At 63.9% G+C, this 25,708-nt stretch carries 11 protein-coding genes and 2 rRNA genes; 6 read left to right on the top strand and 7 right to left on the bottom strand.

The window, feature by feature from the left end; translation table 11 throughout:
- Positions 1–18 precede the first annotated feature (18 nt).
- From IRI77_RS18755 to IRI77_RS18735, 5 genes are all read left to right on the top strand, one after another.
- Positions 19–2,956 (top strand): 23S ribosomal RNA (locus IRI77_RS18755).
- 89 nt (positions 2,957–3,045) lie between these two features.
- A 5S ribosomal RNA gene (rrf, locus tag IRI77_RS18750) occupies positions 3,046–3,162 on the top strand.
- A gap of 344 nt (positions 3,163–3,506) precedes the next feature.
- A complete protein-coding gene (locus tag IRI77_RS18745) occupies positions 3,507–5,528 on the top strand; it encodes a glycoside hydrolase family 3 protein (RefSeq protein ID WP_194446572.1) in 2,022 nt (673 codons plus the stop codon).
- Between the two features lie 118 nt (positions 5,529–5,646).
- On the top strand, positions 5,647–8,067 hold the full coding sequence (locus tag IRI77_RS18740; protein WP_194446571.1) for a fused MFS/spermidine synthase: 2,421 nt from the start codon (positions 5,647–5,649) through the stop codon (positions 8,065–8,067).
- 135 nt (positions 8,068–8,202) lie between these two features.
- On the top strand, positions 8,203–8,952 hold the full coding sequence (locus tag IRI77_RS18735) for a LolA-like protein (protein WP_194446570.1): 750 nt from the start codon (positions 8,203–8,205) through the stop codon (positions 8,950–8,952).
- A 230-nt stretch (positions 8,953–9,182) separates the two neighbouring features.
- On the opposite strand, the gene IRI77_RS18730 is transcribed toward IRI77_RS18735, so the two are convergent.
- From IRI77_RS18730 to IRI77_RS18705, 6 genes are all read right to left on the bottom strand, one after another.
- Positions 9,183–10,010 (bottom strand): hypothetical protein, encoded by an 828-nt coding sequence (locus IRI77_RS18730; RefSeq protein WP_194446569.1) that lies wholly within the window; start codon positions 10,008–10,010, stop codon positions 9,183–9,185.
- Positions 10,011–10,636: 626 nt separating this feature from the next.
- Positions 10,637–12,190, bottom strand: coding sequence for a hypothetical protein (locus IRI77_RS18725; protein WP_194446568.1), 1,554 nt, complete (start codon positions 12,188–12,190; stop codon positions 10,637–10,639).
- 4 nt (positions 12,191–12,194) lie between these two features.
- The gene (locus tag IRI77_RS18720) at positions 12,195–13,103 is read right to left on the bottom strand and encodes an ABC transporter ATP-binding protein (protein ID WP_194446567.1); all 909 of its coding nucleotides are present in this window, start codon (positions 13,101–13,103) and stop codon (positions 12,195–12,197) included.
- Positions 13,100–13,498 (bottom strand): GntR family transcriptional regulator, encoded by a 399-nt coding sequence (locus IRI77_RS18715; RefSeq protein WP_194446566.1) that lies wholly within the window; start codon positions 13,496–13,498, stop codon positions 13,100–13,102. Before IRI77_RS18715 ends, IRI77_RS18720 begins: the two co-directional genes overlap by 4 nt.
- 105 nt (positions 13,499–13,603) lie before the next feature.
- The gene (locus IRI77_RS18710; RefSeq protein ID WP_194446565.1) at positions 13,604–14,920 is read right to left on the bottom strand and encodes a hypothetical protein; all 1,317 of its coding nucleotides are present in this window, start codon (positions 14,918–14,920) and stop codon (positions 13,604–13,606) included.
- Between the two features lie 121 nt (positions 14,921–15,041).
- Positions 15,042–21,110, bottom strand: a complete 6,069-nt coding sequence (locus IRI77_RS18705; RefSeq protein ID WP_194446564.1) for an Ig-like domain-containing protein — start codon at positions 21,108–21,110, stop codon at positions 15,042–15,044.
- A 327-nt stretch (positions 21,111–21,437) separates the two neighbouring features.
- Between IRI77_RS18705 and IRI77_RS18700 the strand changes: the two genes are divergently transcribed.
- A complete protein-coding gene (locus IRI77_RS18700) occupies positions 21,438–24,002 on the top strand; it encodes an ABC transporter permease (RefSeq protein WP_194446563.1) in 2,565 nt (854 codons plus the stop codon).
- A 48-nt stretch (positions 24,003–24,050) separates the two neighbouring features.
- Here IRI77_RS18700 and IRI77_RS18695 read toward each other — a convergent pair whose 3' ends face one another.
- The gene (locus IRI77_RS18695) at positions 24,051–25,550 is read right to left on the bottom strand and encodes an FAD-dependent monooxygenase (RefSeq protein ID WP_194446562.1); all 1,500 of its coding nucleotides are present in this window, start codon (positions 25,548–25,550) and stop codon (positions 24,051–24,053) included.
- Positions 25,551–25,708: the final 158 nt, after the last annotated feature.

Here is a 25,708-nt window from a genome sequence, read left to right as displayed (position 1 = left end):
GTACGGTGTAAATTTTATGGTCAAGCTACTAAGGGCATGCGTGTGGATGCCTTGGCACAATCAGGCGATGAAGGACGTAGCTAGCAGCGATATGCTTCGGGGAGACGCAAGCAGTCTGTGATCCGGAGATCTCCGAATGGGGAAACCCACTTGGTGTGAACACCAGGTATCGTACGCTGAATACATAGGCGTACGAAGCGAACCCGGGGAAGTGAACCATCTCAGTACCCGGAGGAAAATAAATCAACAGAGATTCCGATAGTAGTGGCGAGCGAATTCGGAACAGCCCAAACCGAGCGATTCGAAAGGAAAGCTCGGGGTTGTAGGACCACAATTACTCTCTCGCAAGCTGGTAGAACTGGAAGGGAAACCGGAAGGGGAAGCTGGAAGGTGAGAGAGTAGCAAACGGAGATAGGAAAGCGTTAACTGAACGGTCTGGAAAGGCCGGCGATACAAGGTGATAGCCCTGTAGGTGAAAATGCAATCCTCTTCAAGTGGCTCCTGAGTACAGCGGGACACGAGAAACCCTGCTGGAAACTGCCGGGACCATCCGGTAAGGCTAAATACTCGATTGTGACCGATAGTGAACTAGTACCGTGAGGGAAAGGTGAAAAGCACCCCTGCGAGGGGAGTGAAATAGTAACTGAAACCGCATGCTTACAAGCAGTGGGAGGGCTATGCCGCAAGGTATGCCTGACCTCGTGCCTATTGAATAATGAGCTGGCTAGTTTTTTTCAGTGGCAAGGTTAAGCGAAAGCGAGCCGTAGCGAAAGCGAGTCCTAACTGGGCGTTTTAGTCGCTGGGAAAAGACGCGAAGCGGGATGATCTACCCTTGATCAAGGTGAAGTCAGTGTAACAGCTGATGGAGGCCTGAACCGGTGTTGGTTGAAAACAGCTCGGATGAATTGAGGGTAGGGGTGAAAGGCTAATCAAATTCCGTGATAGCTCGTTCTCTCCGAAATAGCTTTAGGGCTAGCCTTGCGTGGACCGTCCTGGTGGTAGAGATCTGAATGGACTAGGGGCCTTCCCAGGTTACCGAATCCAACCAAACTTCGAATGCCGGGAACGAATGCGCAGGAGTCAGACAGCGGGGGCTAAGCTTCGTTGTCAAAAGGGAAAGAGCCCAGACCGCCAACTAAGGTCCCCAAATGTATGCTAAGTGGGAAAGGAAGTCGGGAGGCTATGACAGCCAGGAGGTTGGCTTAGAAGCAGCCATCCTTTAAAGAAAGCGTAATAGCTCACTGGTCGAGCCGCCCGGTACCGACAATCCAACGGGGCTCAAGCATACTACCGAAGTTGCGGGTCACTAGCAATAGTGGCGGTAGGAGAGCGTTCCTTTCAGCAGTGAAGGTGGACCGGAAGGACCACTGGAGCGGAAGGAAGTGACTCTGCCAGCATAAGTAGCGATAAACCAGGTGAGAACCCTGGTCGCCGTAAGACTAAGGTTTCCTGAGAAAGGTTAATCCGCTCAGGGTTAGTCGGAGCCTAAGGTGAGGCCGAAAGGCGTAGCCGATGGACACACGGTTAATATTCCGTGACCTCCTAAGGAGATATCGATGCGGGGACGCAGCGTTGAGCTTGCAGTGGGCAATGGTTTCCTGCTGTGGGGGATACGAGGACCGGAGAGGCAAATCCGCCGGTTCGTCTGCCAGGAAAAGCCGCTAAGAGCCAAGGGAGTCCGTACCACAAACCGACACAGGTGGTCGAGATGAGTATTCTAAGGCGCTCGGGTGATAGGTTGTTAAGGAACTAGGCACATTGACCCCGTAACTTCGGGAGAAGGGGTGCCCACCTAAGACGTGGGCCGCAGAGAATAGCGCAGGGCGACTGTTTAACAAAAACACAGGTCTCTGCAAAGTCATAAAAACGACGTATAGGGGCTGACGCCTGCCCGGTGCCGGAAGGTTAAAAGGAGAGGTTAGCCGCAAGGCGAAGCTTCGAATTGAAGCCCCGGTGAACGGCGGCCGTAACTATAACGGTCCTAAGGTAGCGAAATTCCTTGTCGGGTAAGTTCCGACCTGCACGAATGGCGTAACGATCCTGCGACTGTCGTGACAACCTGCCCGGCGAACTTGTGGTTCCGGTGAAGACGCCGGATGCCCGCCACTAGACGGAAAGACCCCGTGCACCTTTACTGCACCCTATCAATGAATTATGGGTCGGTCTGCGCAGCATAGGTGGGAGGCTTTGAATTCGGACTCTTGGGTTCGAAGGAGCCAACATTGAGATACCACCCTGATCGTTCTGTGATTCTAACCTAGCTCCGTAATCCGGAGCAGGGACATTGGTAGGCGGGTAGTTTGACTGGGGCGGTCGCCTCCTAAATTGTAACGGAGGCGCTCGAAGCTTGGTTCAGGAGGTTTGGAAATCCTCCTTTGAGTGCAATGGCATAAACCAGGTTAACTGCGAGACCAACAAGTCAAGCAGGTGGGAAACCAGGACATAGTGATCCGGTGATTCTGTATGGAAGGGTCATCGCTCAACGGATAAAAGGTACGCCGGGGATAACAGGCTGATCGGAGTCAAGAGTTCACATCGACGCTCCGGTTTGGCACCTCGATGTCGGCTCATCGCATCCTGGGGGTGTAGAAGCTCCCAAGGGTTAGGCTGTTCGCCTATTAAAGCGGTACGTGAGCTGGGTTCAGAACGTCGCGAGACAGTTCGGTCCCTATCTGTGGTGGGCGTAGGAGATTTGAGAGGGCCTGCCCTTAGTACGAGAGGACCGGGGTGGACGAAGCTCTTGTGTTCCAGTTGTCACGCCAGTGGCACGGCTGGGTAGCGAACTTCGGTCAGGATAAGCGCTGAATGCATATAAGCGCGAAACCTTCCTCAAGATGAGATCTCCCAAGCGAAAGCTAAGAAGGGCCGTGGTAGACGACCACGTTGATAGGCCGGGTGTGTAAGCACAGTAATGTGTTTAGCTTACCGGTACTAATAGCCCGTTCGGCTTGACCATAAAATTTACTCTTTGCACAGAGCTCCCGCTCTTTTGGCAACAAAGTGGACCCCGTCAATATTCAATGAAGAACAAAGCTCAAACGAGTTTTGGGTGACCATAGCGAGAGGGACCCACCCGTTCCCATCCCGAACACGGAAGTTAAGCCTCTCAGCCCCGATGGTACTGCGTGCGCAAGTGCGTGGGAGAGTAGGACGTTGCCCGAATTAAAACGAGAAGCCCCGGAATCAACCCCGGGGCTTTTTGCTTTTGCCACACCCCACCCACCGCCCCCACGAGATACTTGACTGAAGCAAGTAAGTTAGTTGACAGAGTCAAGTAAATCCAGCGCGCACTTCACCGTCACTTTACGGTCAATTCCCGGCGCCCACCGGTAGGCTGCCCATCCCAGGGCCAGACTTAAGAACCCACCCCCGGCTGCCGGCCCGTTCACCGCTCCAATCTGTTCGAGAGGGTGCACATTAGAGAAGCATGTACGCGTCTGTACGGATGCCACACCCGCACTTGGCCCTTCCCTCTCCGCTCCGCCGGTAATACGATTGAAGGGCAAATGACCCGGAACTCCCGTTTGCTCCTCAGCGCCCTGGCTCCTGCCATCCTTTACCTCACCACTCAGGCGGCCACCCCGCCCAAGCTTGGTTCGCGCAAAGCTCCGCTCCTCACTAAGGACGGCCTCCAGTTCCGGGATCTCAATAAAAACGGCACCCTCGAGCCCTATGAGGACTGGCGCCTGCCCATCGAGAAGCGCGTCGCTGATCTCGTCGCCCGCATGACGCCCGAAGAAAAGGCCGGGCTCATGATCCACTCCTCGCTCTCCGGGTTCACCGGGCCCAACGGCGAAGTCCTCGGTGTCCCGTCCACACCCGGTCGTGGCGGCCCGCCCCGCGGAACTGCTTCCAACGCCAATCGAGCATTCCTGGGCCGTGCCAATCAGAACAACGTCGAGCCCATGGGCAGCGCTAATCCCAACCAGTTGGTGGTCGAGCGCAATGTCCGCTACATCCTCGTTCGCCCCAATGCCGGCGAGCCGCCCGAGATCACGGCGAAGTTCCACAACGGACTGCAGGAACTCGCGGAGGCCGGCCGTCTCGGCATCCCCATCGTCTTCAGCACCGATCCGCGCCACGGCACCGCTCGCCCCGGAGCAGGCAAGCCCGTGCTCTCGCAATGGCCCGATCAGCTGGGACTCGCGGCCGCCCGTGACCTCGAACTCACGCGCCAGTTCGGCCAGATCGCCGCCCGTGAACTGCGCGCGATTGGCATTCAATGCCTGCTCGGTCCCATGGCCGACACCACCACCGAGCCCCGCTGGAATCGCATCAGCGGCACCTTCGGCGAGGACGCCAATTTGAACGCGACGCTCATCAAGGCGATCATTGAAGGCTTCCAGGGCAAGCAACTTGGCCCCGAAAGTGTCATGACGGTGACCAAGCATTTCCCGGGCGATGGTCCCGTGAAGGACGGCTACGACGGCCACAACAACTACGGCAAGTGGACGATTTACCCAGGCAACCAGTTTGACCTCCACCTGATTCCTTTCAGCGCCGCGCTCGAAGCAGGCACGGGCGGCATGATGGGCGGTTACTTCATCCCCGTCGGCAAGGACACCGTTGCCATCAACTTCTCCAAGCTCATGATCAATGGCCTGCTACGCGAGAAGATGGGCTACCAGGGGCTGGTCGTCACGGACTGGCTGCGCAACATGCCCTGGGGCGTCGAGAAGCTCTCTGAGAAGGACCGTCAGAAGATGATGGTGCTGGCGGGCGTGGACCAGATCGGCGGGGACAACGACCCTTCCGTGATCCTTGCCAGCGTGAAGGACGGCGGCATCCCCATGACCGTTCTCGATACCGCCGCGCGCCGCATCCTTCGCCCCATCTTCCAACTCGGCCTCTTTGAGAACCCCTACGTCGATCCCGACCAGGCCAAGACTTCCGTTGCCAGTGAGGCCTATCTGGCTAAGGGCTATGAAGCGCAGATTCGGTCTACCGTCCTGCTGAAGAACGCCGCCGACATCCTGCCCGCCGTCAGCGGCAAGCGGATCTATGTCGAAGGCATCGCACCCGAAGTGGCCGCGCGTTATGGCACTGTGGTCGACGACCCCAAGTCCGCTGACCTCGCCATCCTGCGGGTCGCCACTCCGGCCACCAACTATCCTTATGGCGGAGCCTTTGCCATGGGCTTCGCGCGTGGCAACTCGGCGCCCACCCCTCCTCCGCCGGTTGCGACCTACGGCATCACCCTGGCTTACGGCAACGCAGCAAACTGGACCGTGCTTGAAGGCATCCGCAAGGTGGCGGCTTCGGGGACGCCCACCGTGGTGATCGTGAACATGGATAAGCCCGCCATCCTGACGGAGTTCATCGACAGCGTCGCAGGAGCCCTCGCCGCCTTCGGAGCCAGCGATGCCGCCGCCCTGGATATCGTCTTCGGCAAGGCGAAACCCACCGGCAAGCTGCCGTTCGACATGCCCAGCGATATGCCGTCGGTGATGTCCCAGGCGGCCGACGTCCCGTTCGACATGGACGATCCGCTGTTCAAGTTCGGTTTCGGCCTGACGTACAACCGCTAACCGCCACTGCGCGGTTCCGCCCAATCCCTCTCCGGCTGTAAAGTTCGGCTATCGCCGGGTCGATGGAAGCTAGAGGCTGCGGAACTCTTTGCTGGCACAGACGTCATCCCTTACACCCATGCAGTCCACTGAAGTGCAGGCCAGTCCGGCCCGCGCGTGGTGGCCGTTGGCGTTGTATGCCCTCACCGGTTTCACCGGAGTCCTCGCCGAACAGGGCTTTGAAAAGTACGTCGCCCTACTCGTCGGCGCCACCGTTTTCTCTTCCGCCATCGTCATCTTCGCTTACTTCCTGGGTTTCGCCCTGGGCGCGGGCGGCGTAGCCCGGCTGCAGCAGAAGTGGAACATCCGCCACCCGCTTCGCATCTACGGAGCGCTGGAACTCGCCATCGGCCTCTCGGCCGTCGCTTTCAGCTACGGCTTCCATCCCCTGGTTGATTTGCTGGGTCCGCTGCAGAGCACGGCACAGGGAACCCTCATGCGCATGGTGGTGCGATTTACCTTCGGCGCCAGCCTGGTGCTGCCCACCGCCGTCCTGATGGGTGCGTCGTTTCCCCTCATCGCGATGGCCGTCGATCCGCGCAACGAGAATTCCGGCCGCCGCTGGGTCCGGGCCTATGCCTCGAATCTGATCGGAGCCGTGACCGCCGCCCTCAGCGGAGCCTTTCTCGTCATGCCCGTCCTCGGCGTCCGCGGCTGTATGTGGCTGTGTGCCGGCCTCGGCGCCGTCGTCTGCGCCCTGACGTTTCTGCTGCCCCAGGAAGACACCAGCGCCGCGCGCGCGCAGGCCGCCCGATTTGAGGGCCGTCAGCCCGTCCAGCACGGCTGGCTGCTGCTCACCGCCGCCTTCGTCTCCGGCTTGGTTTTCTTCGCGCTGGAGGTGATCTGGACCCACCTCATCGGCAACCTGCTCGGCTCCAGCATCTATGCGTTTTCTTCCATGCTGGGCCTGGTCCTGATCGGCCTGCTCATCGGCTCACTGCGCGCCGGACGCCTCCGCGACGCCGGCCGGCCCATCGTCTTCTCGCGCCTCTTTCAGGTCAGCGCCGTGCTCCTGCTGGTGCAGTTCCGCCTGTGGGACTATTCGCAGCTCGCCTTCGGCGTCCAACTGCCGGACGGGTTCCGGAACTTCTACACAGTCGAGCTTTACAAGCTGTTGATCGCCGCCATCCTCATTGTGCCGCCGTCCGCCCTCCTGGGTACGCTGTTTCCGGCCCTGCTGCGCCATCCGTCCCTTGCCCGCCAGGGCGGCACCTACTTCGTCGGCTACCTGAACGCCGCCAACTCAATCGGCTGCATCTCCGGCGCTCTCGCCTCGGTCTTCTTCTTCATTCCTGTCCTCGGATCGGCCTGGTCTCTCAAGACGATCGCCCTCCTGCTGGCGCTCTCCGGCCTGGGCCTGCTGTGGTATGAGAAGCCGGGCCGCCGGGCACTGATGCGCAGCACCGCGATCCTGTTGCTGCTGGGCGGCTACGCCTCCACCTGGAGCTGGGATCGCCGCCTGCTCACCAGCGGCATGAACGTTTACTTCGGCAACACGCCCAAGGAGCCCGAGGGACCGCGGCCAAAGGTTGATGCGCGCATGATCTTCTTCGAGGAGGATGCGCAGGGCGGGCTCACCACGGTGATTGAATCGAAGGGCGTGGACTTCTCCCGCCGCGTGCTGTTCACGAACGGTAAGTATGAGGGCTCGGACGATCTCCGCAAGCAGGGTTCGGCCCAGCTCGGTTTCGCCGTGATCCCTTCCCAGTTTGTGGGCAATTTCAACCGCGCGTTGCTCATCGGCCTGGGCACCGGCCACTCGGCGCACGGCCTGGTCCGGCTGGGATATGCCGATGTGGATATCGCCGAATACTCGCCGGGCATTGTACACGCCGCCGCGTCCTGGTTTGGCGGCCGGAACGGCTATGTGCTGAATGAGCCCCATGTGCACCTGCATGTGGAGGACGGCCGCAATGTCCTGCTCACCGCCCGCCCCAGCTCATACGACCTCATCACTCTCGAAGTGACAAGCGTCTGGTTTGCCGGCGCGACGAACCTCTACTCCGCCGAGTTCTACGATCTGGCGAAATCCCGCCTGAACCCGGAGGGCGTGCTGCAGCAGTGGATCCAGGTGCACCACATCAGCCCGCGTGAGATCGCGTCCATCCTGGGTACTCTTCGAGCCCGCTTCCGTCATGTCAGTTTCTGGCTGGCCGATGGCCAGGGCGTCGTCGTGGCCTCCAACCGGCCTCACGACCTCACGCCCGAGCGCCGGGCCTATCTCGATGCCCGCCTGAGAACCTTCAGCGAAGTGCCGGAGAACTTTCTCGCCGAGCTCGAGAAGAACATGTACGACTCGCGCGTGCTGGACACGAGTGGAGTCGACCGCCTGTTATCTTCCGCGAAGCCGGTGATCAACACGGATCACAACCGCTGGCTGGAGTACGCCACGCCCCGCTACAACTGGACCGACGACAACTGGCCGAGCATCAACCTGGCGTGGCTCCGCAGCTTTGCGGCGTCGAACGCGGCAGCGCTCAGACCGAGCCGCGATCGCTAGAGAGCGGACCCGTTCGGGGGCTGCAACTGCCCTGCACCTGGAAGCAACCAGGGCGTAACTGTTAGGCTGCAACCAGGGAGCACCGCGACGTACCGGTCCGACTGCCGGAGTCCGGCCCAACAGGGAGAGCCAGGAGTGCAGCCGATCCGTACCAGTCAAGCTCAGGCGTGCCGGGCGAGCGAGGCCGGGACCAAGACCCTCTTCCTGCTTCCTTTGATCGCTGTTCTCCACCCCAGCCTGTCCCGTGCTGCTGACGAGTCCCTGCCTGTCATCCTGAGAAACGTGGCGGCCAAGTATGCAAGTGCCACTGACTACAGCATGCGTGCCAGCACCCGTTCCAGCGCGGGCTCCTCCGAGTTCACGCTCGCCGCCGCGCGTCCTCATCGCTGCATGCTGCGCCAGAAGTCGCGAACGAACGGGCGCTTCGAGCTCCTGCTCATCGCCGGAGCCGGCGAGGCCTGGGGCTACCAACCGCAGCGGAAGCTCTACACGAAGTCAGGCCCGGAGCAGGGCGAGGAACGGGAGGAGCTGGCCCGGGTCCACCATCAGTATTTCGGGCGTTTCCAAGACCTCGACCGCCTGGCCGCCAGGGCAAGCTCATCCGGCTACGGCACCGTGCAGACCGGAGGCCGCAGCGTCCGCTGCCTTCGAGTGATTGTGGAGGCCACCAGGGATGGTGGGAAAGAAGAACTCTGGATCGATCCCGAACGCTACCTGGTGCTGAAGACCGTAGCCCGTCGCCAACGTCCATTGCCCGAAACCGGAGAAGTGGTGACGACCTCCATCTGGCACGAGTGCGATCTTGACCACCCAGCCGACCCCAGCGTCTTTGCGTTCCAACCACCGCCGGGCGCCCGCCGCACGAACACCCTGGAATACCGCTGAAGCGCAATCGAGTCCGGCCTCGCCCATCAGGCCGTCAAGCGGAACCAAGCCGCTGGAGAATCAACGATTGCTGCCACGCGACGAGTGAACCAATCGTAGCCGGGTCGTGGGGCGGCCCCCCAGGCTTGCGGGCCGGCATGCAGGCCGTCCCGACTGGCCTGGACCTCCATCACCCGTGCGTCTCCCATAGAAAGGCGCACGTGGGCGGCCCGCCCCACTCGACAACAGAGCTACCTCCGCCGAGTCACTTCAGCCGAACGGACTTGCCCGTTCGCCAGGTTGACTGAGCACGAGAACTGGAAGTTGGCCCTGCCCCGCCGTCCCTCCCGTGCGATGGCCCGCCCGGTCACAAAGTCATTCCGGCCTGGATTGTTGTCCGGCGCCACATCGCGAAATGTGATGTCCCGAAAACCGTCGCTCTGTATGCGCCGGGCGACTTCACCCTGGCACACTCTGATTGCCTCGGCGGTGCCGTTCGCATTCCACCGTCCGCTTTCGTTGTAATACCGGCCATCGCGCTGCCCTCGGCCGACATCGATCTGGGCGGAAACGCCGGGGTCGCGCTGGCCATTGGGCCACTGCTCGCCTCTGGCGGAGTTGCCGCCCTGGGCATTGGGGCCCATCCAACCGCGGGTGTCCTGGGTATTCCAGCGGCCGTCACTCGATCCACGCCATTCAAGATCGACGGTATAGCCTTCCCGGCCGCCCTGCGGATCGTCGATCCGAAACACGATCCGTCCGCCGTTCTGGCGCGGATCCCGCACGAGCTGCACACTGCCTCGTCCGTCAATGCCGCGGAATCGGAAATCGTGCGGATTGGCGGGCATCTGTCCGTCGCAGACAAAACGGCGCCACACGGCGGGTTGCCCGGAGAGATTGCGCATCCGGCCTTCGCCACCCTGTACTTCCACTTCCGCGGCTCCGTCGACATCCACCTCGATGGTGCACTTGCCATCCACCGCATTGCCGGTAATGTTGGCGCGGCGCGACACCTGCTGGGCGCCCACCGGCATGGCCAGTGCGGACGCTGCGATCAAAACGAGATACATCTGATTCATAGGTTTCTTCCTCTCGAAATAAAGCCGTGAAGAGCGCGGCGCATGGCGCAGATCGCAGTAGACAGACCGGCCAGGGGACGCACCCGCCCCGGCGCGGCCCATGCTTCCGCCAGCCGGTGGAGGAGCCTGGGCACGGACAGTCGCGCCTGTCCGTTATCGCCGCAAAGCCCCGCCGCCGCCGGCTTCCTCCAGGAACCGGCCCGAGAGCCGGTTACACGGGAAATGAGTGCACGCCGTTGGCCAACTGAGCCCTTCACCGCAAGTTTGGCGGCAAAGTCTACTGGGCAATGGCTGCCGGGTCCGCCGGAGGAGAGCACACAGCATCTTGAGGGCCCGCTGGCAGTGTCCCCAATTGATCGCAGAGAGTCATGTGACCACGGGTGGTCGGTCAGTCAGCACATGCAGGAGAGCAGCGGGATCAGTGACGCCGCTGCCGCTGTCGCGGGACTGGTCCCTGGAATGCCCTCCGGAATTGCCGGGGTGTGCAACTCTTACCGGACCTCGGGCGAAGGTCTCGCGCAATAGTCACTCCGCGGTCTGCAGAGTTTCGACGAGGCAGGGCTCCAGCCCCGCGCAGCATTTCTCGCAACTGGAGCGGATCTCGACCACCGATCCGGCTCTCCGGATCACTGCTTCGCGGTCACGACAAACTCCTCCAGCGCCACAGCCTGGAGCTCAATGGACAGCGCAGCCGATGCCGTGATGGACGCAGGCGTGATCGCCACGCGCGCGCCCGCCAGCGCCTCGGGCGGCACTAGCCATTCGTTGCCCGGCTGCGGAGTGCGCGCGCCGGCGGACAGTTGGAAGAACGTCTGCAGGCGATGGAGAGGCGACAGCCACGCTTCCCGCGGGCCGTACATGGTGGGCGCGCTGTCCCCCAGGCGATGCCGCCAGGATTGGCCCGTCCGCGGATTCCACAAGCGCACCTGCGTGAGAGACGAGACCGGATCCAGCGATTCGCACAGCACCTTCAACAGGCCGTCGCCGTAGGGGCCCTGGCCTGCCATTTCCCCGGCGCTGCACCGTCCCAGGCCGGGTACCGCGGCGCTGCCGTCGGCGGGCATCCATGTGGTTTCGCCGCGGCTGATGAGATTCATCGTCGAGCGTCCCACGATCGCCACGGGGCCACCTCGGAATTGGTCCATCACGCGGCGCGGGATCCGCAACCCGAGCCAGTTCTGCCCCTGCTCGCTTGGGACGAAATAGGCGATCACGTCGGACGGTCCGGGGCGGTAGCCGGGCGTGGGCACGACGCTGCGCAGCCGCCGGCCATCGGAGGCGACGAGCTCCAGCTCCGGCCGGTCGATCAGGAACTCGGTGGCGCGCGGTGCTGGAGAGATCGTCACCGGCACAGCCAGGAAAGCGAACGCCGCTTCCGTCCGCCTGACCCACAGGGCCGGCGGCAGTTCGGGGCGCGAGTCCGATAACCGCACGGAGAGGGCGGTCCGGTCAGGATGCAGCGCGACCCGCAGCCGGGCTGTCAACGTGGGGGTGAGGCTTGTGTAGAGCGCCACCGCCGCCAGGACGGAAACACCGGCCAATACCCGTGAGGGGGCTGTGCGCCGCCGGCTGTATTGCAGCAGGATTACCAGGACGGCGGCCGCAGCCACGACGATCGCAGGCAGTTCGCTGCGCAGTGTGTCGGGAGCGAGCCATGGACTCATCTGTCCCGAGAACGCGGCCAGGTAAGCGGCGCCTCCGAAGAGCAGGATCGCGGCCACCAGGAAGTGCGGGATCCGGCGGCACACCGAGGCCAGTGCCATCGCCGGACCAGTCACCACAGCCGCCAGCACCGCCTGTTTCCAGAGCAGCGACGGGATCGAACCAGACAGCGGGAAGCCGTGGGCTGCCACGACCGCCGCGTCGGCCACCAGCGCCGGGATATGGATGAAGGCGGTCACGAACAGGAGCTTCGAGGCCAGCAGCGCCGGCCAGCGGTAAGGCCAAGTGATCCAGAAGTGCTGCTTGTCGGCCAGGGGCTCTTCCTGCACCGCCATTGCGATCAGGCACGCCCATGCCAGGGGGACCAACAGGTTGAGCCAACCCTCCGGCTGGTTGATCAGCCAGTCTGTCCGGGCGGCGTCCAGCCACGCCAGCGCCGTGAGCGGAACCCAGGTCGCCAGCACCACCCACCAGAGGCGGCGGGCATCCTTCAGGAAGATATGCAGCATCATCGGCATGACATTACCTCGCTCCCACACTGGCCTCGGCCGACCTGGCCAGGGCCACCCCAATCGCACGCAGGCTCATGGACCGCGCCGTCACATCACGTACGCCGCGCAGGCGGCGCTGGACCTCAGCCTGTGTCTGCCGGCCATCGAACCGGCAATCCGTGAAGCGCACTACGACCGCGGACTGTTCGGCATTCAGCCAGTTGCGCGGCAGGTCGCCGGGCAGGGTAGTCGGCTCCTCCAGCGTGACCTCGACCTCGCGGAAGCGCTCCGTCAGGCTGCCCATCTCCTCGGCGAACTCCAGCCGGCCTTCGTTCAAATACGCGACGTGGCTGGCGAAGCTCTCGATCTCCGGCAGGTCGTGCGAAGCCAGCAGGACGGTGGCTTCGGGCGTGCGCTCCAGGATGCTCTCGATGAGCTGCTCGCGCACCAGCACGTCGAGGCCGCTAAAGGGCTCGTCCAACAGGATCAGCTTGGGCCGGTGGGCCAGCGCGGACGCCAGCACGGCTTTCAGCCGCATCCCTCGCGACAGTTCGCTCAATTTGCGGTCGAGCGGAAGCTGGTAGAGCCGGATCAGTTCCGCCAAATCGTCATCGCGCCAGGCAGGGTAGAACCGTTTGCAGTACGAGAGGAAGTAGCCGGTTTTCATCCAGCCGGGCAGGCGCTGGTTCTCTGAGATGTAGCCGATGCGCGCCAGCAGGTCCGGCTTCATCGCACGAGTATCCACGCCCAGCACCTCGGCGTGGCCGGAGGTCGGCTGCTCGATGTTCAGCAGCGTCTTGAGCAGCGTGGTCTTGCCCGCGCCGTTGGGTCCCACCAGCGCAAAGACCGCGCCCTCGGGCACATCCAGGCTCACTTGGTGCAGGGCTTCCACGGAACGGAAGCGCTTGGTCAGTTGCTCAGTGCGTAGCGGGCTGCTCATGCTTTCTCCTCCGGGACCGGCTCCAGCAAGAGCCAGTGTTCATCGATGGCGTCGTGGAGTTGCTGCCGCGTCAACCCCAGCTTGCGGGCCTCGACCGTTAGTTGTTCGACTTCGCGGCCCAGCAGTTGGCCGCGTTCCGAGCGTGTGCCGGGCGGCGGCGCCAGCACCACCGTGCCGATGCCGGGCCGCACCTCCAGCAATCCCTCCGCCGTGAGCTGCGCGACCACCTTCTGCGCCGTGTTGGGATGGATCTTCATCGCCTTGCTCAAGGCGCGCACAGAAGGGAAGGGATCACCGGGCCGCAGGCGTCCGGAGATCATGGCTTTCTTGGCTTCGAACGCTACCTGTTCGTGGACAGGAATGCCCGACTGCAGGGTAACCCGGAACGGAATCATGGGGTGTCTCCGGCCTTGGTCGCAATCACAAGTGTACTATGGCACGTGTTACACCTAGGCGCAAGAGGAAATTTGTCCAGCCGCAATAGAGGTGGAGCGATCCAGCTACAAGCTGACGGCGACGGCCGTGTCACCGCGTCTGGCGAGCAAGGCCCGTTCGGCCAGCCGTCCCAGCAGGCAGGTGAGCAGGGCCATTGCGTAAGAGGGCAGTAAGGACTGGTACCCCCACGCATCCTGACCGGTGCCCACAATCACCGTTGGTAAATACCAGGGAGCGGCCAGGCCTGCCACGAGAGCCGCGCAGCTTACCCAGTCCAGCCGGTGCCGGCCCTCTGCCTGTGGCCGTTTGAGGACCCAATCGGAGGTCAGGATCGCTGAGGCGGCGACCAGAACATAGGTAGTGGCCACCCGGGTGTGGATGAGCCTTTGATCGAAGTTGTACCGCGACAGTCCGGTGAGGAGGGCAATGGCCGTTGCGGTCATCCACCATTGCGCCGCGCGTTTCCTGGAAAAGAACGCCGCGGAATCCGCCAGTGCCCGGATGCAGAACCGCGCCAGGCCGAAGAAAGTCAGCCCGGCGAGCAGCATGCGCCCGGCCACTGCGCTTTGTGCGGCACCGCCCCACAGCGCCAAAGCAATACTCGGGTTCCCACCATAACGGTAGTACGGAGACGAATGAACGGCCACATTCGATATGCCCACGAGCAGGAGTGCCGTGAACAACGGCAGCGCCAAGCCTACAAAGGCTGTCGCCATGACCTGCTTGCGGCCCGCGCCACGGCTGCTCCAGCCGGCCGCGAAGAAGGCCAAGGGCGCTACGTAGAGAGCAATTCCGGAGAGGCCGCGCCAAAGGACCATGCCTGCTGATTGCCCTGTGTAGTCCGGGAACCCGCCAGGGATGGCCGGCCACCCGTCATGCACGCGGATCAAGGCGGCCAGCAGGATCGCCACCCCCAGCCGGGTCGAAACCCAAGCCATCCTCGCGGCGGCCGTCTCACCTTGGAGTCCGGTGAAGCAGAGGAAACCAAGAATCCCCGCGATCAGGCACTCGAAGGTCCAGTTGAAAGCCTCCAGCCTCCATGCCTGGGAGAGCAACCAGCGCAGGAGGCCCAGGAATTCTGAGAGGTAACAGATGAGCAGGACTGCGCCGCACCCGCGAACCGCCTCCGCGGGAAAGGTGCCGATGGACGCAGCGAGCGTCTCGAACAGCGGCTTTCGCGAGGTGTGCATGGCCAGTGCCGGGAGGAAGAAGAAAACCACGGCCACCAGCAAGGCCACCACCCCCAGGAGGAGCGAATACTGGGGCAGCGGCCACTCCATCCAGAGATCCCCTCCATACCGGAAGTAGAACGGCAGGTTGAAGATGAGCGCAGACAGCAGCCATGCCTGCGTCCGCCAATCCAGCGGCGATGTGGGGTCCACCGCCACAGGACTAGATAAACGAAGCCGGATCACTCTGCTTTCGACACCAGGTGCCACTGGGGGGTTCCGTGCACCGCCGGGCCGCTGCTGATGAGGCCTGCGCTGCATTCCGGGCGGGTCCTCATTGGGCGGAGGGCCCACGGCCGGCGGACACGCGACGGAACGGCAGCGGGCGGCCGTTGGCTTCCGGTACACGGTCCAGGTTGAGGTGGAGAGTTCCCTGGGCCTGGGGATCGCCAGGGAGCAGGAGGAACTCGCGAGCATCCGTGGTGCTGAGGGTTTCCGCCGGGACGGGCACCCCGTCGAAGTCGAGGCTGAGGCCGCGTGCGGCCAGCGGACTGACTGGCGCGGTGAAGCGCACCCGCACGGCGCGGCGGCCGGCCCACTCTGTCTCGATGACGGACTCGAGTTCGGCGGAGGCCACGGCGGGCGCTGCCCGGAAGGCGAGGTCCTGGCCGGCGAACAGGCGGCCCTCGAGGCTGCGGAGGGCGCTGCCGGCCGTCAGGACATACTGGGCGCCGGACTCCAGCGGCTGCGTCGGCCGGAACTGGACGATGCTGCGGTCACGCAGGGAGACCTCGCCGGGCACGAGGCGGGCGCCGCGCCGCAACCAGACGGACTCCGCGTTGACGGAGGAGGGATCCAGTTCGGCGCTGAGTTCGAACTCGAGCAGGGAGTCGACCGGCGCGGTCTGGAGGAAGCCTCGCCGGGTCAGTTCGAGAGACGAAGAGAGCGGGGCGACGCCTTCCACGGACAGGCTGATCGGCCACGCACTGCCGGGGTTGAAGAGCAGTCCATTGGTATCCTGAGCCGTCCCAAGCAGGAAGACCTTCACCAGGGAGCCCGGGCCGAACGGAGCAGCGGGATGGAACCGGTAGGCGCGGTCGCCGGCGAGCACCTCAATGCTGCCCGCGGAGTTCTGGCCATTCTCAGTGACGCGGAGGGCCGTCGGGACGGAAGCGGGATCCATGGGCCGGTCGAAGGTCACGGTGATCTGTGTATCCGCCGGGACAGACCAGGTCCGGGCGGGTTCAGTCAGTTGGGCCGTGGGCGATCCCGTCACGGCATTCTCGCCGGTGTCGTATTCGAGGACGAAGGGCTCCAGTGGATTGTCGGCATTGTCGCGGATATCGGAGCTGCCGGCGATGGTGACGCGCGAGTTGGGCGGCGGCTGCAGGTTGAAGCTCACGCTGCGGAAATCCTTGCTGAAGGTGCCGGTGACGCTGGCCTTGGTGGCTCCGTAGAAGATCTGGAGGGCGGTGCCGGGCAGCGCGACCGGTTTGGAGAAGCGCAGGGTGACGGTCGCCCGGCCGCCGGGGAGGGTGGAGCCCGCAGGCGGCTCGACGGACTGGAGGACCGGCGGAGTGGGATCATTGACGGCGGCGGTCTTGAAGCCGATGGTGAGCTGCCGCTCGAGGATGGCGCCGGTCCACGACGAAAAGGTGGGCAGTCCAAAGCGAGTGGTGGTGAACAGGATGAGGCTGATGCTGGAAGCGGCGGGCCAGGAGGGCGCGGCCGTGACGGTGAACACAGGGCCACTGACCTGGGTCGTCAACGCGAAGGGCATGGCCCGGCTGGTTTGGGGCGCAAATTCAAGAAACGTGAAGGGCAGCAGCGGCTGGTTGAAGGTCATGCTCCACGGAGTATCCGGTGAGACGCCGGCGTCTCCATTGGCGGGCGAGGTGGAGGTCAGGCGCAGGGGGGCCGGCTCCGAGCCGGATCCGGTGGTGAAGGTGGCGCTGGAAGCGGCGATCTCGTTATCGAGCGCATCCCGGAAGCCATCGACCTCGATGCGGTAGGACTGGTTCGGCTTCAGCGCGCGTGACAGTGTGACCAGGCCGCTCACGGTGAAGTTCCCATAGGAGGAGCCCAATGTGGCGGGCACCAGCACGCCGTTCTCATACAGCCGCACGGCCGGCATCACCAGCGGCAGCTTGCTGAAGGTCACTTGCATCTGTACGTTGACGGGCACGGCGGTGGAACCGTCCGGCGGCACAAACGTCAGTTGGGCGGGCGTGAGATCGGGCGATTCCGACGGGATGAACTGAAAGGTGAGGGGCGACAACGAGCCGCCAGCCGAACCGGTGACGCCGGCGAGCGAGAGCGAGTAACTGGCGCCGAGGACGAAGGGCTTGCGGGGGGTGATCGTCAATTGCATGCGATCGTCCGTCCACGTGATGCCGGCTGGAACGGGGAGGGAGGAGCCCGTGGAGCCGGAATCGTAGACGGTGAGCCTTTGTGGATCGTCCAGCAGCGGCGTAATGTCGATGGGCTGCGAGAAGCGTACGGAGAGCGGCGAGCCGGCTGACTGGAGGCGATAGACCGCGATGGTGGCGGCCTCGTTCAGGCTCTCCCCGGTGACGAACGAGATCACTTTGCCGCCCACCAGCGCATTGCCCGAAGAATCCCGGAGGCCGTCGACGATCAACTGGTAGCTGGTGAGGGGATCGAGCAGGTATTGCGGCGTGAGGGTGACGCGGTTGCCGCTGGCGGATTTGACGGCGAGAGGCACGTCCCTGCCGGCGGTGGTCAATCGGACCGGGCGCAGGTCTTCGCTGCCCAGCGGTTTGTTGAACAGCAGAGTGAAGACGGAGTTGAGCGGGAGGCCTTTCTGTCCATCGAGGAGGGAGACCGCGCGGAGGACCAGCGCGGTTCCGTCGCTGTCGAATCCAGCTTGAAAACTGACGCTGGTCCCCGAGGAAGAATTGCCGTACCAATCGGCAACGCGCGGGCTGAGATTGTAAGTTTCGCCGCGCTTCCAGCCGGCGGCGGGCATCACATAGAGCGTCCGGAGGTCGGAGCTGAGGCTCCAGGAGATGGCCTGGGAGTAGGAGGCGGATGCTTCCGTGCCGGCCGGGTCGAGGGGCTTATCGAAGGTGAGGACGGCATTGACCTGCGGATCCAGATTCCAATTTGCGTTGGTATAGAGCAGGGTGGGCGCTGTTACGTCGACGGAGTCTCCGGTGGTGAACGACCAAGTGATGGCCGGGATGGCCCGGCCCAGGCGGTCTTCGAGGCCGGTGATGGCGACATCAATCTTCGAGTTGGCCGGAAGCAGGGAGAGCGGGACCAGGGTGAGGCGGGGCCCGGGCGCGGTTTGAACCAGGGTGGCCGGCAGTTTGACGCCTCCGGTTGTCAGGGTGACCCCGGCCTCGCTGGCGCTGACGGAGTTGACGTCGGCGGTGAACACGACGGAGACACGGGCGTTGATGGCGATGCCGGTGCTGTCCGGCAGCGGCGAGCGGTAGAGCGGCTGGGCCGGGGGCGTCTGGAGGGCCGCGCGCACCACGGCAGAGGGTGAACTCCAATTCAAAGTGGAATCCGGATTGGAGGTCAGGCGGATATAGGTGCCCACGGGCGGCGCGGAGCGAGGCACGAGGCGGACTACATTCGGCCGCGGGCGGGTCTCGTCAGCGGGGAAGTCGAAGGGGGGATAGCCGGTCTGGAGCCGCACGGGACCACGGCCGGCGGGGATGTCCTGGTTGAACTCAATATCGATGACTGCGTTGGCGGGATGGGGATCGAGCAGGGAGGTGCGCAGCACCTGGAGGCCATCGGGAACGGCAGCGGCGGTGGTGAAGCTGTACCCGTAATCCGCCGTGAGGACGGGCTCCAACTGCATCAGCCGGATGGGACTGCCGGCCGGCCACGGTTGCGTGGGCTGGAAAGTGGCGAGCCGGCCATCGCCGGAGACGCGCCAGACGCCGTCCGCGCGGCCGTCCGGGGTTACGATCCAGGCGGCTCGATTGAGCTGGTCTGCCTCGACGGGCCCCGACAGGTAGAGATGGAGGGAGGAGCGGACGTCGACATTGTTCGCTAGTCGATCGGGCCAGGACTTGGCGATAGAGGGCCGGCTGACGGACACGCCCAGGGTATTGAGCGGGAAGCGCGCGGTGAACGCCTTTGCCGGATTGCCGGAGAGATCCACCAGGGCCGAGGTGACCGCCAGCGTCATGGGCAAACCGGAACCTGGGATGCCGGCATAGAGATAGAAGGGGAGGATGGTGGCGGTGGTCCGGTCGTCGCTCCACAGGATGGTTGGCGTCCAGGTGGAGCCTACCTGCGAGGCAGTCAACCCGCCGTTGACCTGGCTGGCGTTCAATACCGGCTTGGAAAAAGTAATGCGGATGGCCTGGCCGGGATTGAGGGGGGTGCCGTTGGCGGGCGACATCGAGACGACCTCCGGCCGGTCGGTGTCTCCCGCGGAAGCAGCGAGAAACAGGTTGGAGTATGAAGTCGATCGACCCCATCTGTCCTGAACGTCGATTCTCAGCATGATGCTGCGCTGGGCTGGCCAAGGCAGCAAGGGTGTGATGCGAACCGTGGTGCCGGAGGACTCGATGCGGACCGGGTGAGGAAAGGCAAGGTTCGTATCCCCCTGCCTGGCGGTGACGGTCACCGTGGCGGTGGAGGCTCCGGACGCCAGGGGGAGATTGAATTCGAAGGTGAGCGGATCCATCGGTCCGACGGCGCCGGAGTCCAGGTTGGTGCTCACCAGGCGCGGATAGATAGCGGGCGCGGTGGCATCGGCGGCGGTTTTGAAGCGGATTTTCCGGGTGGGCATGATGTTGCCCGCGAGGTCGGCGACGCCCACCAGTTCGATCTCGTAGGACGTCCCCGGGAGGAGAGCGGTATCGGGTGTGAACTCGAACAGGTTCGCCGTCGTTTCGCTGTAGTAGTAGGCTGAGCCGAACACGAGCTGTCCGGGCACGGCCTGGCCGTCCCTGGTGAGGCGGACCGCATTGGCGGGCGTCATCAGGCCCACGGGTTCGCTGAGGACAAACCGCAAATTCCCCTGGGTGGAGACGTCGGCATCGCCTTCCGAGGGGGTGCTGGCCGCGAGGGTGGGTGAGTCCGTGTCGATCTGATCCGTCGTGGCAAAGCTCAGGTCTGAATAGATGCTGAAGCCCGCGATATCCAGGGTGGTGGGCAAGTTCAGGTTGAGTTTCGCCCAGGCCGGCAGTGGGTCCTTGGGCGTGACCACCAGGGTCCGGCCGTCATCCTGAAGGCTGGAGGTAACGGCCCACGAGGGGCAGGAACGTCCGGAAGACGCACACTGGTTGATGGCCGTCACCAGGAGCGGCACGAAGGCAGGCAGGCGGCGAGCAGAGTGGAAGACGAGCCGGGCATTCCTCGGCACCTGCAGATTCCTGGGGCTGACCCGGGACGAGTCTGTGGGCTCCGGATCCGCTGATGATGAGGTGGTGAAGTCAGAAGTCATCTCCTGGCTGACGGCCACGCCCTGCGCATCGAGCAGGCCGGTGGTGACGCGCACACGATAGGCGGTATCCGGCAGGAGCGTGACTCCGTTGAGCCGGACCAGGGCGCCGAAAACCTCGGCCTGTACGGGCGTACTCACGCCGCGGGCTTCCAGCAGGATCGCCCCCTGCTGGGCGGATGTGTAGTCGATGGGACGATCGAAAAGCAACTGAACGGCGGAGTTCGTGGGCACGCTGGTAGTCCCGGATTCGGGGGCGATTCCGAGCAGGCGGGGGCCGCCGGCGTCCGTGACCAGGGAGGTGAGGAAGCGGATGGTGGTGGTGGTTCCGGCTCCGGGGTTGTTGTTGAGATCCCGCACTGAACCCGGGGCGAATTGCATCATGATTACCGGCGGGATCGAGTAAGCAAACTCCGGGCGAATCACGATGCCCTGGCGATCCTCCGTCAGGCTGACCGAGCCTGCGCCGACGGTGTTGCCGACTCCGCTGGCCAGGGAGACGACGCCCTGTGACTTGAGTAGCGGCTGATCAAAGCGCAAGGTGAAGGGGCCGAACGGGCTGGTGTCCCTGGCGGCCGGGTCGGGCGTAACGGAGACCAGGCGCGGGCCTTCTCTGTCCAGATCGGGTCCGGTGGTGAACTGGAAGGTCCAGGACTGCGGCGTGCAGCCGGCGACGGCCGTGTATTGGGTCAAAGGCAGAAGCGGCGCATTCGGAATAAAGATCTGCTCCCAGGTCTTTCCATCGGAGTCGCCTCCCAAGCCGGATAGATACTCGTCCGCGGCGCCTGCCCGCGCCAGCTTGAGAGAGCCGCAGGATTGCCCGGGCACCTGCAACTGGCGCAGCAGGATCACGATATTGCGGGGCACGCCCACCGCGCCGGGGGCTGGATACTGGCTGGCGAGGAAGGCCGGCAAGGACTGGCCGGGCAGCGTTATCGACACCAGGAAAAGAGAGGAAAGAGCAAGACGCAAATGGGCATTCATATAATTACCAGCCTTTTGTGAGGGCTGGGACCGGCCGTGCCCGCCGAAACGGGCCCGAATGTACGAATTCTAGCAGATAGGGATTTTTCCCTCGTTGGCATCCTGAACAGGACTAATGAATTGTCCAGCGCAGTGCAATTTTCTCCTTAATTGGGGTCGCGGCCTGATTTCGCCGGCCGTTCGGCGGCCGCCTTCTCGCGACGGGCTGCTTCGCCAGCAATTTTTGCCGCGGAGTCAGCACACAATCGGGCGCCTCGGTCGTATATAGGGAGAGTTCGCAGGACTCGATTCTCATCAGTAGCGCCGGAGGTGCCAGTGCTGGCCGATTTGCGCGATGCAGTGCGGCAATTGCGAAAGGCTCCGGGTGTCACCGCGACGGCGGTGATCACCCTCACGCTGGGTATCGGAGCGACCACCTCAATCTTCACCCTGGTTCACCAGGTAATGCTGAAATCGCTGCCGGTAGCAAAACCGGAAGAGCTTTGGAAGATTGGTGACAAAGTCCGCTGCTGCAATTGGGGCGGGTACACCCAGGGCGATGACGGCGATTTCTCCCTGTTCTCCTGGGAAGCCTACCGGCACTTCCGCGCACAGACGCCCGAGTTCGCTGACCTGGCGGCGCTTCAGGCGGGCAATGCCCAACTGGGCGTGCGCAAGGCCGGCTCGGCTTCGCCGGCCGAAACCCGCAATGGGGAGTTCGTCTCCGGCAACTTCTTCCGCACCTTCGGGGTGCAGCCGTGGATCGGCCGCCTGTTGACCGATGAGGACGACGTCGAAGGCGCGCCGCCGGTCGCGGTGATGAGTCACCGGATCTGGAATGAAAAGTACGGCGCCGATCCCTCGGTGGTCGGCACGGCCTACCAGATCAACGGCCGTTCCTTCACGGTCGTCGGCGTGGCTGCTCCGGGCTTCTATGGCGCGAAGCTCGCGGGCTGGGGCATGCCCGATCTGTGGCTGCCCCTGACGGCGGAACTCGTCATTGATGGCGAGACCGCGCGCCTGAAACGGCCGAATCAGAACTTCCTCAATCTGATTGGACGGGTGCGCCCGGGCGTGAATCCGAACACGCTCGAAGCCAAGCTGAAAGTAGAATTCCACGACTGGCTGGCCGGCCACGTGCCCGATATGGAGCCGGGCGAGAAACAGCTCTGGAGCCAGCAGACAGTGCGCCTGGCGCCCGGCGGATCGGGTATCGAAGTCATGCGGGATCAGTACGAGGACGGGCTCAACCTGCTGCTGATCGCCGCCGGCTGCGTGCTGTTGGTGGCCTGCGCGAACCTCGCCAATCTGATGCTCACGCGCGGCTTGAAGGATCGGGTGCAGACTTCCATCCGGGTGGCCCTGGGTGCGTCGCGGGCGCGCCTGATGCGCGGCGTCCTGGTGGAGTCCATCCTGCTTGCCGTCGTTGGCGGAGCTTTGGGCATCGCCGTGGCTTACGCCGGGACGAAGGTGATGGTCACTCTTGCCTTTCAGAGCGGCAGCCAGGCCAACTACGTCCCTCTTCAGACGGCTCCGTCCTGGCCCATCCTGCTGTTCGCCCTGGGGGTTTCCATGTTGACGGGCATCCTGTTCGGCATCGCACCGGCCTGGATCACTTCGCATGCCGATCCCGCCGATGCACTGCGGGGCCTGGGGCGCTCCGTCGGGGCCGGGCGTGCCTGGACCCAGAAGGGGCTGGTGATTGCGCAGATCGCGGTCTCGGTGGTCCTGCTATCCGTGGCTGCCTTGTTGGGCAAGAGCCTCCGCAACCTCGAACATCAGGACTTCGGCTTCGAAACGAAAGACCGTTATATCGCCTGGATCAATCCGATGCTGGGCAACTACAAGCCCGAGCAACTGGAGCCGATGTTCCGCCAGATCAACGAGCGGCTGCTCCAGATCCCTGGTATGCGCATGGTCGCGCCCGCGCTCTATGCGCCCTTGACGGGTGACAGTTGGAACAACGGGATTCGTATCGCGGGCCAACCCGAGCCAGGCGCCAGGGAAGATACAGGCGCCGGCTTTGTCCGCGTGATGCCGGGCTTCTTTGAAGCGATCGGCGCAAAGACCGTGTTGGGCCGGCCCATCACGGAAAACGATACGGCCACGACGCGTCCCGTGGCGGTGGTCAACCAGGCGTTTGTGAATCGCTTCTTCAAGGACCAGAACCCGATTGGACAGCACTTCGGCAGCGGCAAGATCAAATACGCGGGGACTTATGAGATCGTCGGCGTGATCAACGATGTCCGGTACATGACCTACGACTACAAGAATCCCGTCCGGCCGATGTATTGGTTAGCGGAAGCCCAGACGGTCCAGTTTGACGATCCGGCCTACCGCAGCGGTGAGATCTGGTCCCACAATCTCCAGAACATCGTGCTGTGGGCGCCGGGCGACCCGCCGGAGCTGGAAAAACAGGTGCGCAACGCTCTGGCCAGCGTCGACCCGAATCTCGTTCTGTATGGAGTGGACCCGTACAGCCGGGTGGTCAGCGCGGATTTCCGGCAGCAGCGGCTGATTGCCGGCCTGACGACGCTCTTCGGCATTCTCGGACTCGTTCTGGCCGTGGTTGGACTGTTCGGCGTGCTGGCTTACATGGTGGAACGGCGTACGGGGGAAATCGGCCTGCGCATGGCCCTAGGGGCGGATCGCGGCCGCGTGGTGGCGATGGTGATGGCCGGAGCCTGCTGGCAGGTGGCGGCCGGGCTCGCGATTGGAATTCCCCTGGCTGTCCTGGCGGGCCGGCTGATGACCGTTCACCTGTTCGGTGTGCAGCCGGGGGATCCCGCGATGCTCGCCATGGCTACGGTCCTGCTCGGCCTGGTCGCGATGGCGGCGTCGCTGATCCCTGCCTGGCGCGCGGCCTGTGTGGAGCCCATGTCGGCGCTGCGGGCGGAATGAGCCGCGCGTCCTGCCTGCTTCCCAGCGGTCAGGAATGGTCATCGGTGTCTATGGGGCGAGAGGCGCTCCGAACCACTGGGTGAGCGCCTCGGCGAGGCCCTGCTGGGCTCCGTCGCCCACCCAGGCCACATAGCCGTCGGGGCGTATTAGCAAGGCAATGGGCGGGGGGACCGGTCCGATCGCCGGGAGTTCCCAGGCGCCGGCATAGCGGGCGTCCACCAACTGAACCCGGTCTGCCCAGGGAGCGATGTCCACACGGCCGGGCTCGCCTAAGTGGAGCAGCACCGGGCGGGCCTGGTGCAGCAGGGTGAAGACGCGAAGAGGGCCCTGGGCCGCGGTCACTTCGAGATCCGGCATGCGGCGGCCCAGCAGCGGGTGTCCTTCACCCAGGTCGTAGCGAATGCCCAGGCCGGACATCTCGGCGGCAAAGCGTTTGCGAGGCTCGTCCATCCCCAGGAGTTCAGCCACGGTATCCTGCACGGCCTTCGTGCGTTCGTCCGCGCGTCGTAGCTGGACCGCCGCCATTGTGTGGCGCAGGACGCGGGCGGCGACCGGGTGGCGCTCGGCGTGGTACGTATCCAGCAGGCCCTCGGATGCAATCCCCTTCACCACTAGGGCCAGCTTCCAGCCCAGGTTTACCGCGTCCTGCACCCCGGTGTTCAGGCCGTGCCCTCCGTCCGGGGCGTGGATGTGCGCGGCATCGCCGGCCAGCAGGACCCTTCTGTCGCGGTAGGCCGCGGCCTGGCGGGTCATGTCGGTGAACCGGGAGATGTAGGTGGGACTGTGAACGCCGTAGTCGGTGCCGTAGACGGCGATCAGCGCCTCACTGAGGTCGCGCAGGGTTGGTTCGGTGGAGGGGCCCACCTGCCGCTCGGTCACCATGACGCGGATGGGCCCGCTCTCCTTGAAAACCACCTTGCCGTCGCGGATTTCATATTCCCGCCGCCCAAAGCCGTGGACGCCGATGGCGTCGTGGCGGACGCCCAGTTCCGGCAGTTCGGCCAGTTCCACCTCGGCCGTCAGGCAACTGGTGGTCGGGTCGCAGCCCGGGAACTCGATGCCGGCTGCTTTGCGCACCCGGCTGCGGCCGCCATCGCATCCGGCGAGGTATTGAGCCCGCAGAAGTCCGCCGTCGGACAGTTGGATGCCGACGCCCGAGTCGTCCTGCGTGAAGCCCGCCACCTCGCGTCCACGGTAGATCGGCACGGCCAGTTCTTCGACCCAGCCGGCCAGGATCCGCTCAATCTGGTTCTGCCAGAGTCCGAGCCCGTAGGGGTGCCGGGTGGGGAATCCGCTGAGGTCCAGCCGGACTCCGGCGAAGCCCGCCACCTGGGCGATATGTCCCTCCTTGAGGAACCGGTCGACCATGCCCCGTTGATCGAGGATCTCGAGAGTGCGCGCATGGAGGCCGCCCGCGCGCGCTCCGATGAGCTCCTGGCTGGTGCGGCGTTCGACAATTGCGACGTCGATCCCCGCCAGGGCCAGTTCGGCCGCCAGCATCAGGCCCGTGGGGCCGCCTCCGGCGATGACCACCGCGTGTTCCGTCATCGGCCCACCTGCGTGGCCGCCGTCTGGTCCTTGATTGGCACGTTTAGTCTGGTAATGGCTTTAGGCACACAACTCTCCTCTTCTTCTTCGCTGAGTTCAAAATGCGTCGAGTTCCGGGCCGGTAGACGGAACGCTTGTGTTGCTGTGTGAATCCGGCT

Origin of the sequence: Paludibaculum fermentans, from assembly GCF_015277775.1 — a bacterium.
GTDB lineage: Bacteria > Acidobacteriota > Terriglobia > Bryobacterales > Bryobacteraceae > Paludibaculum > Paludibaculum fermentans.
Note: the sequence above shows the minus strand (reverse complement) of the source record. Positions and strands in the feature narration are given on the sequence as shown.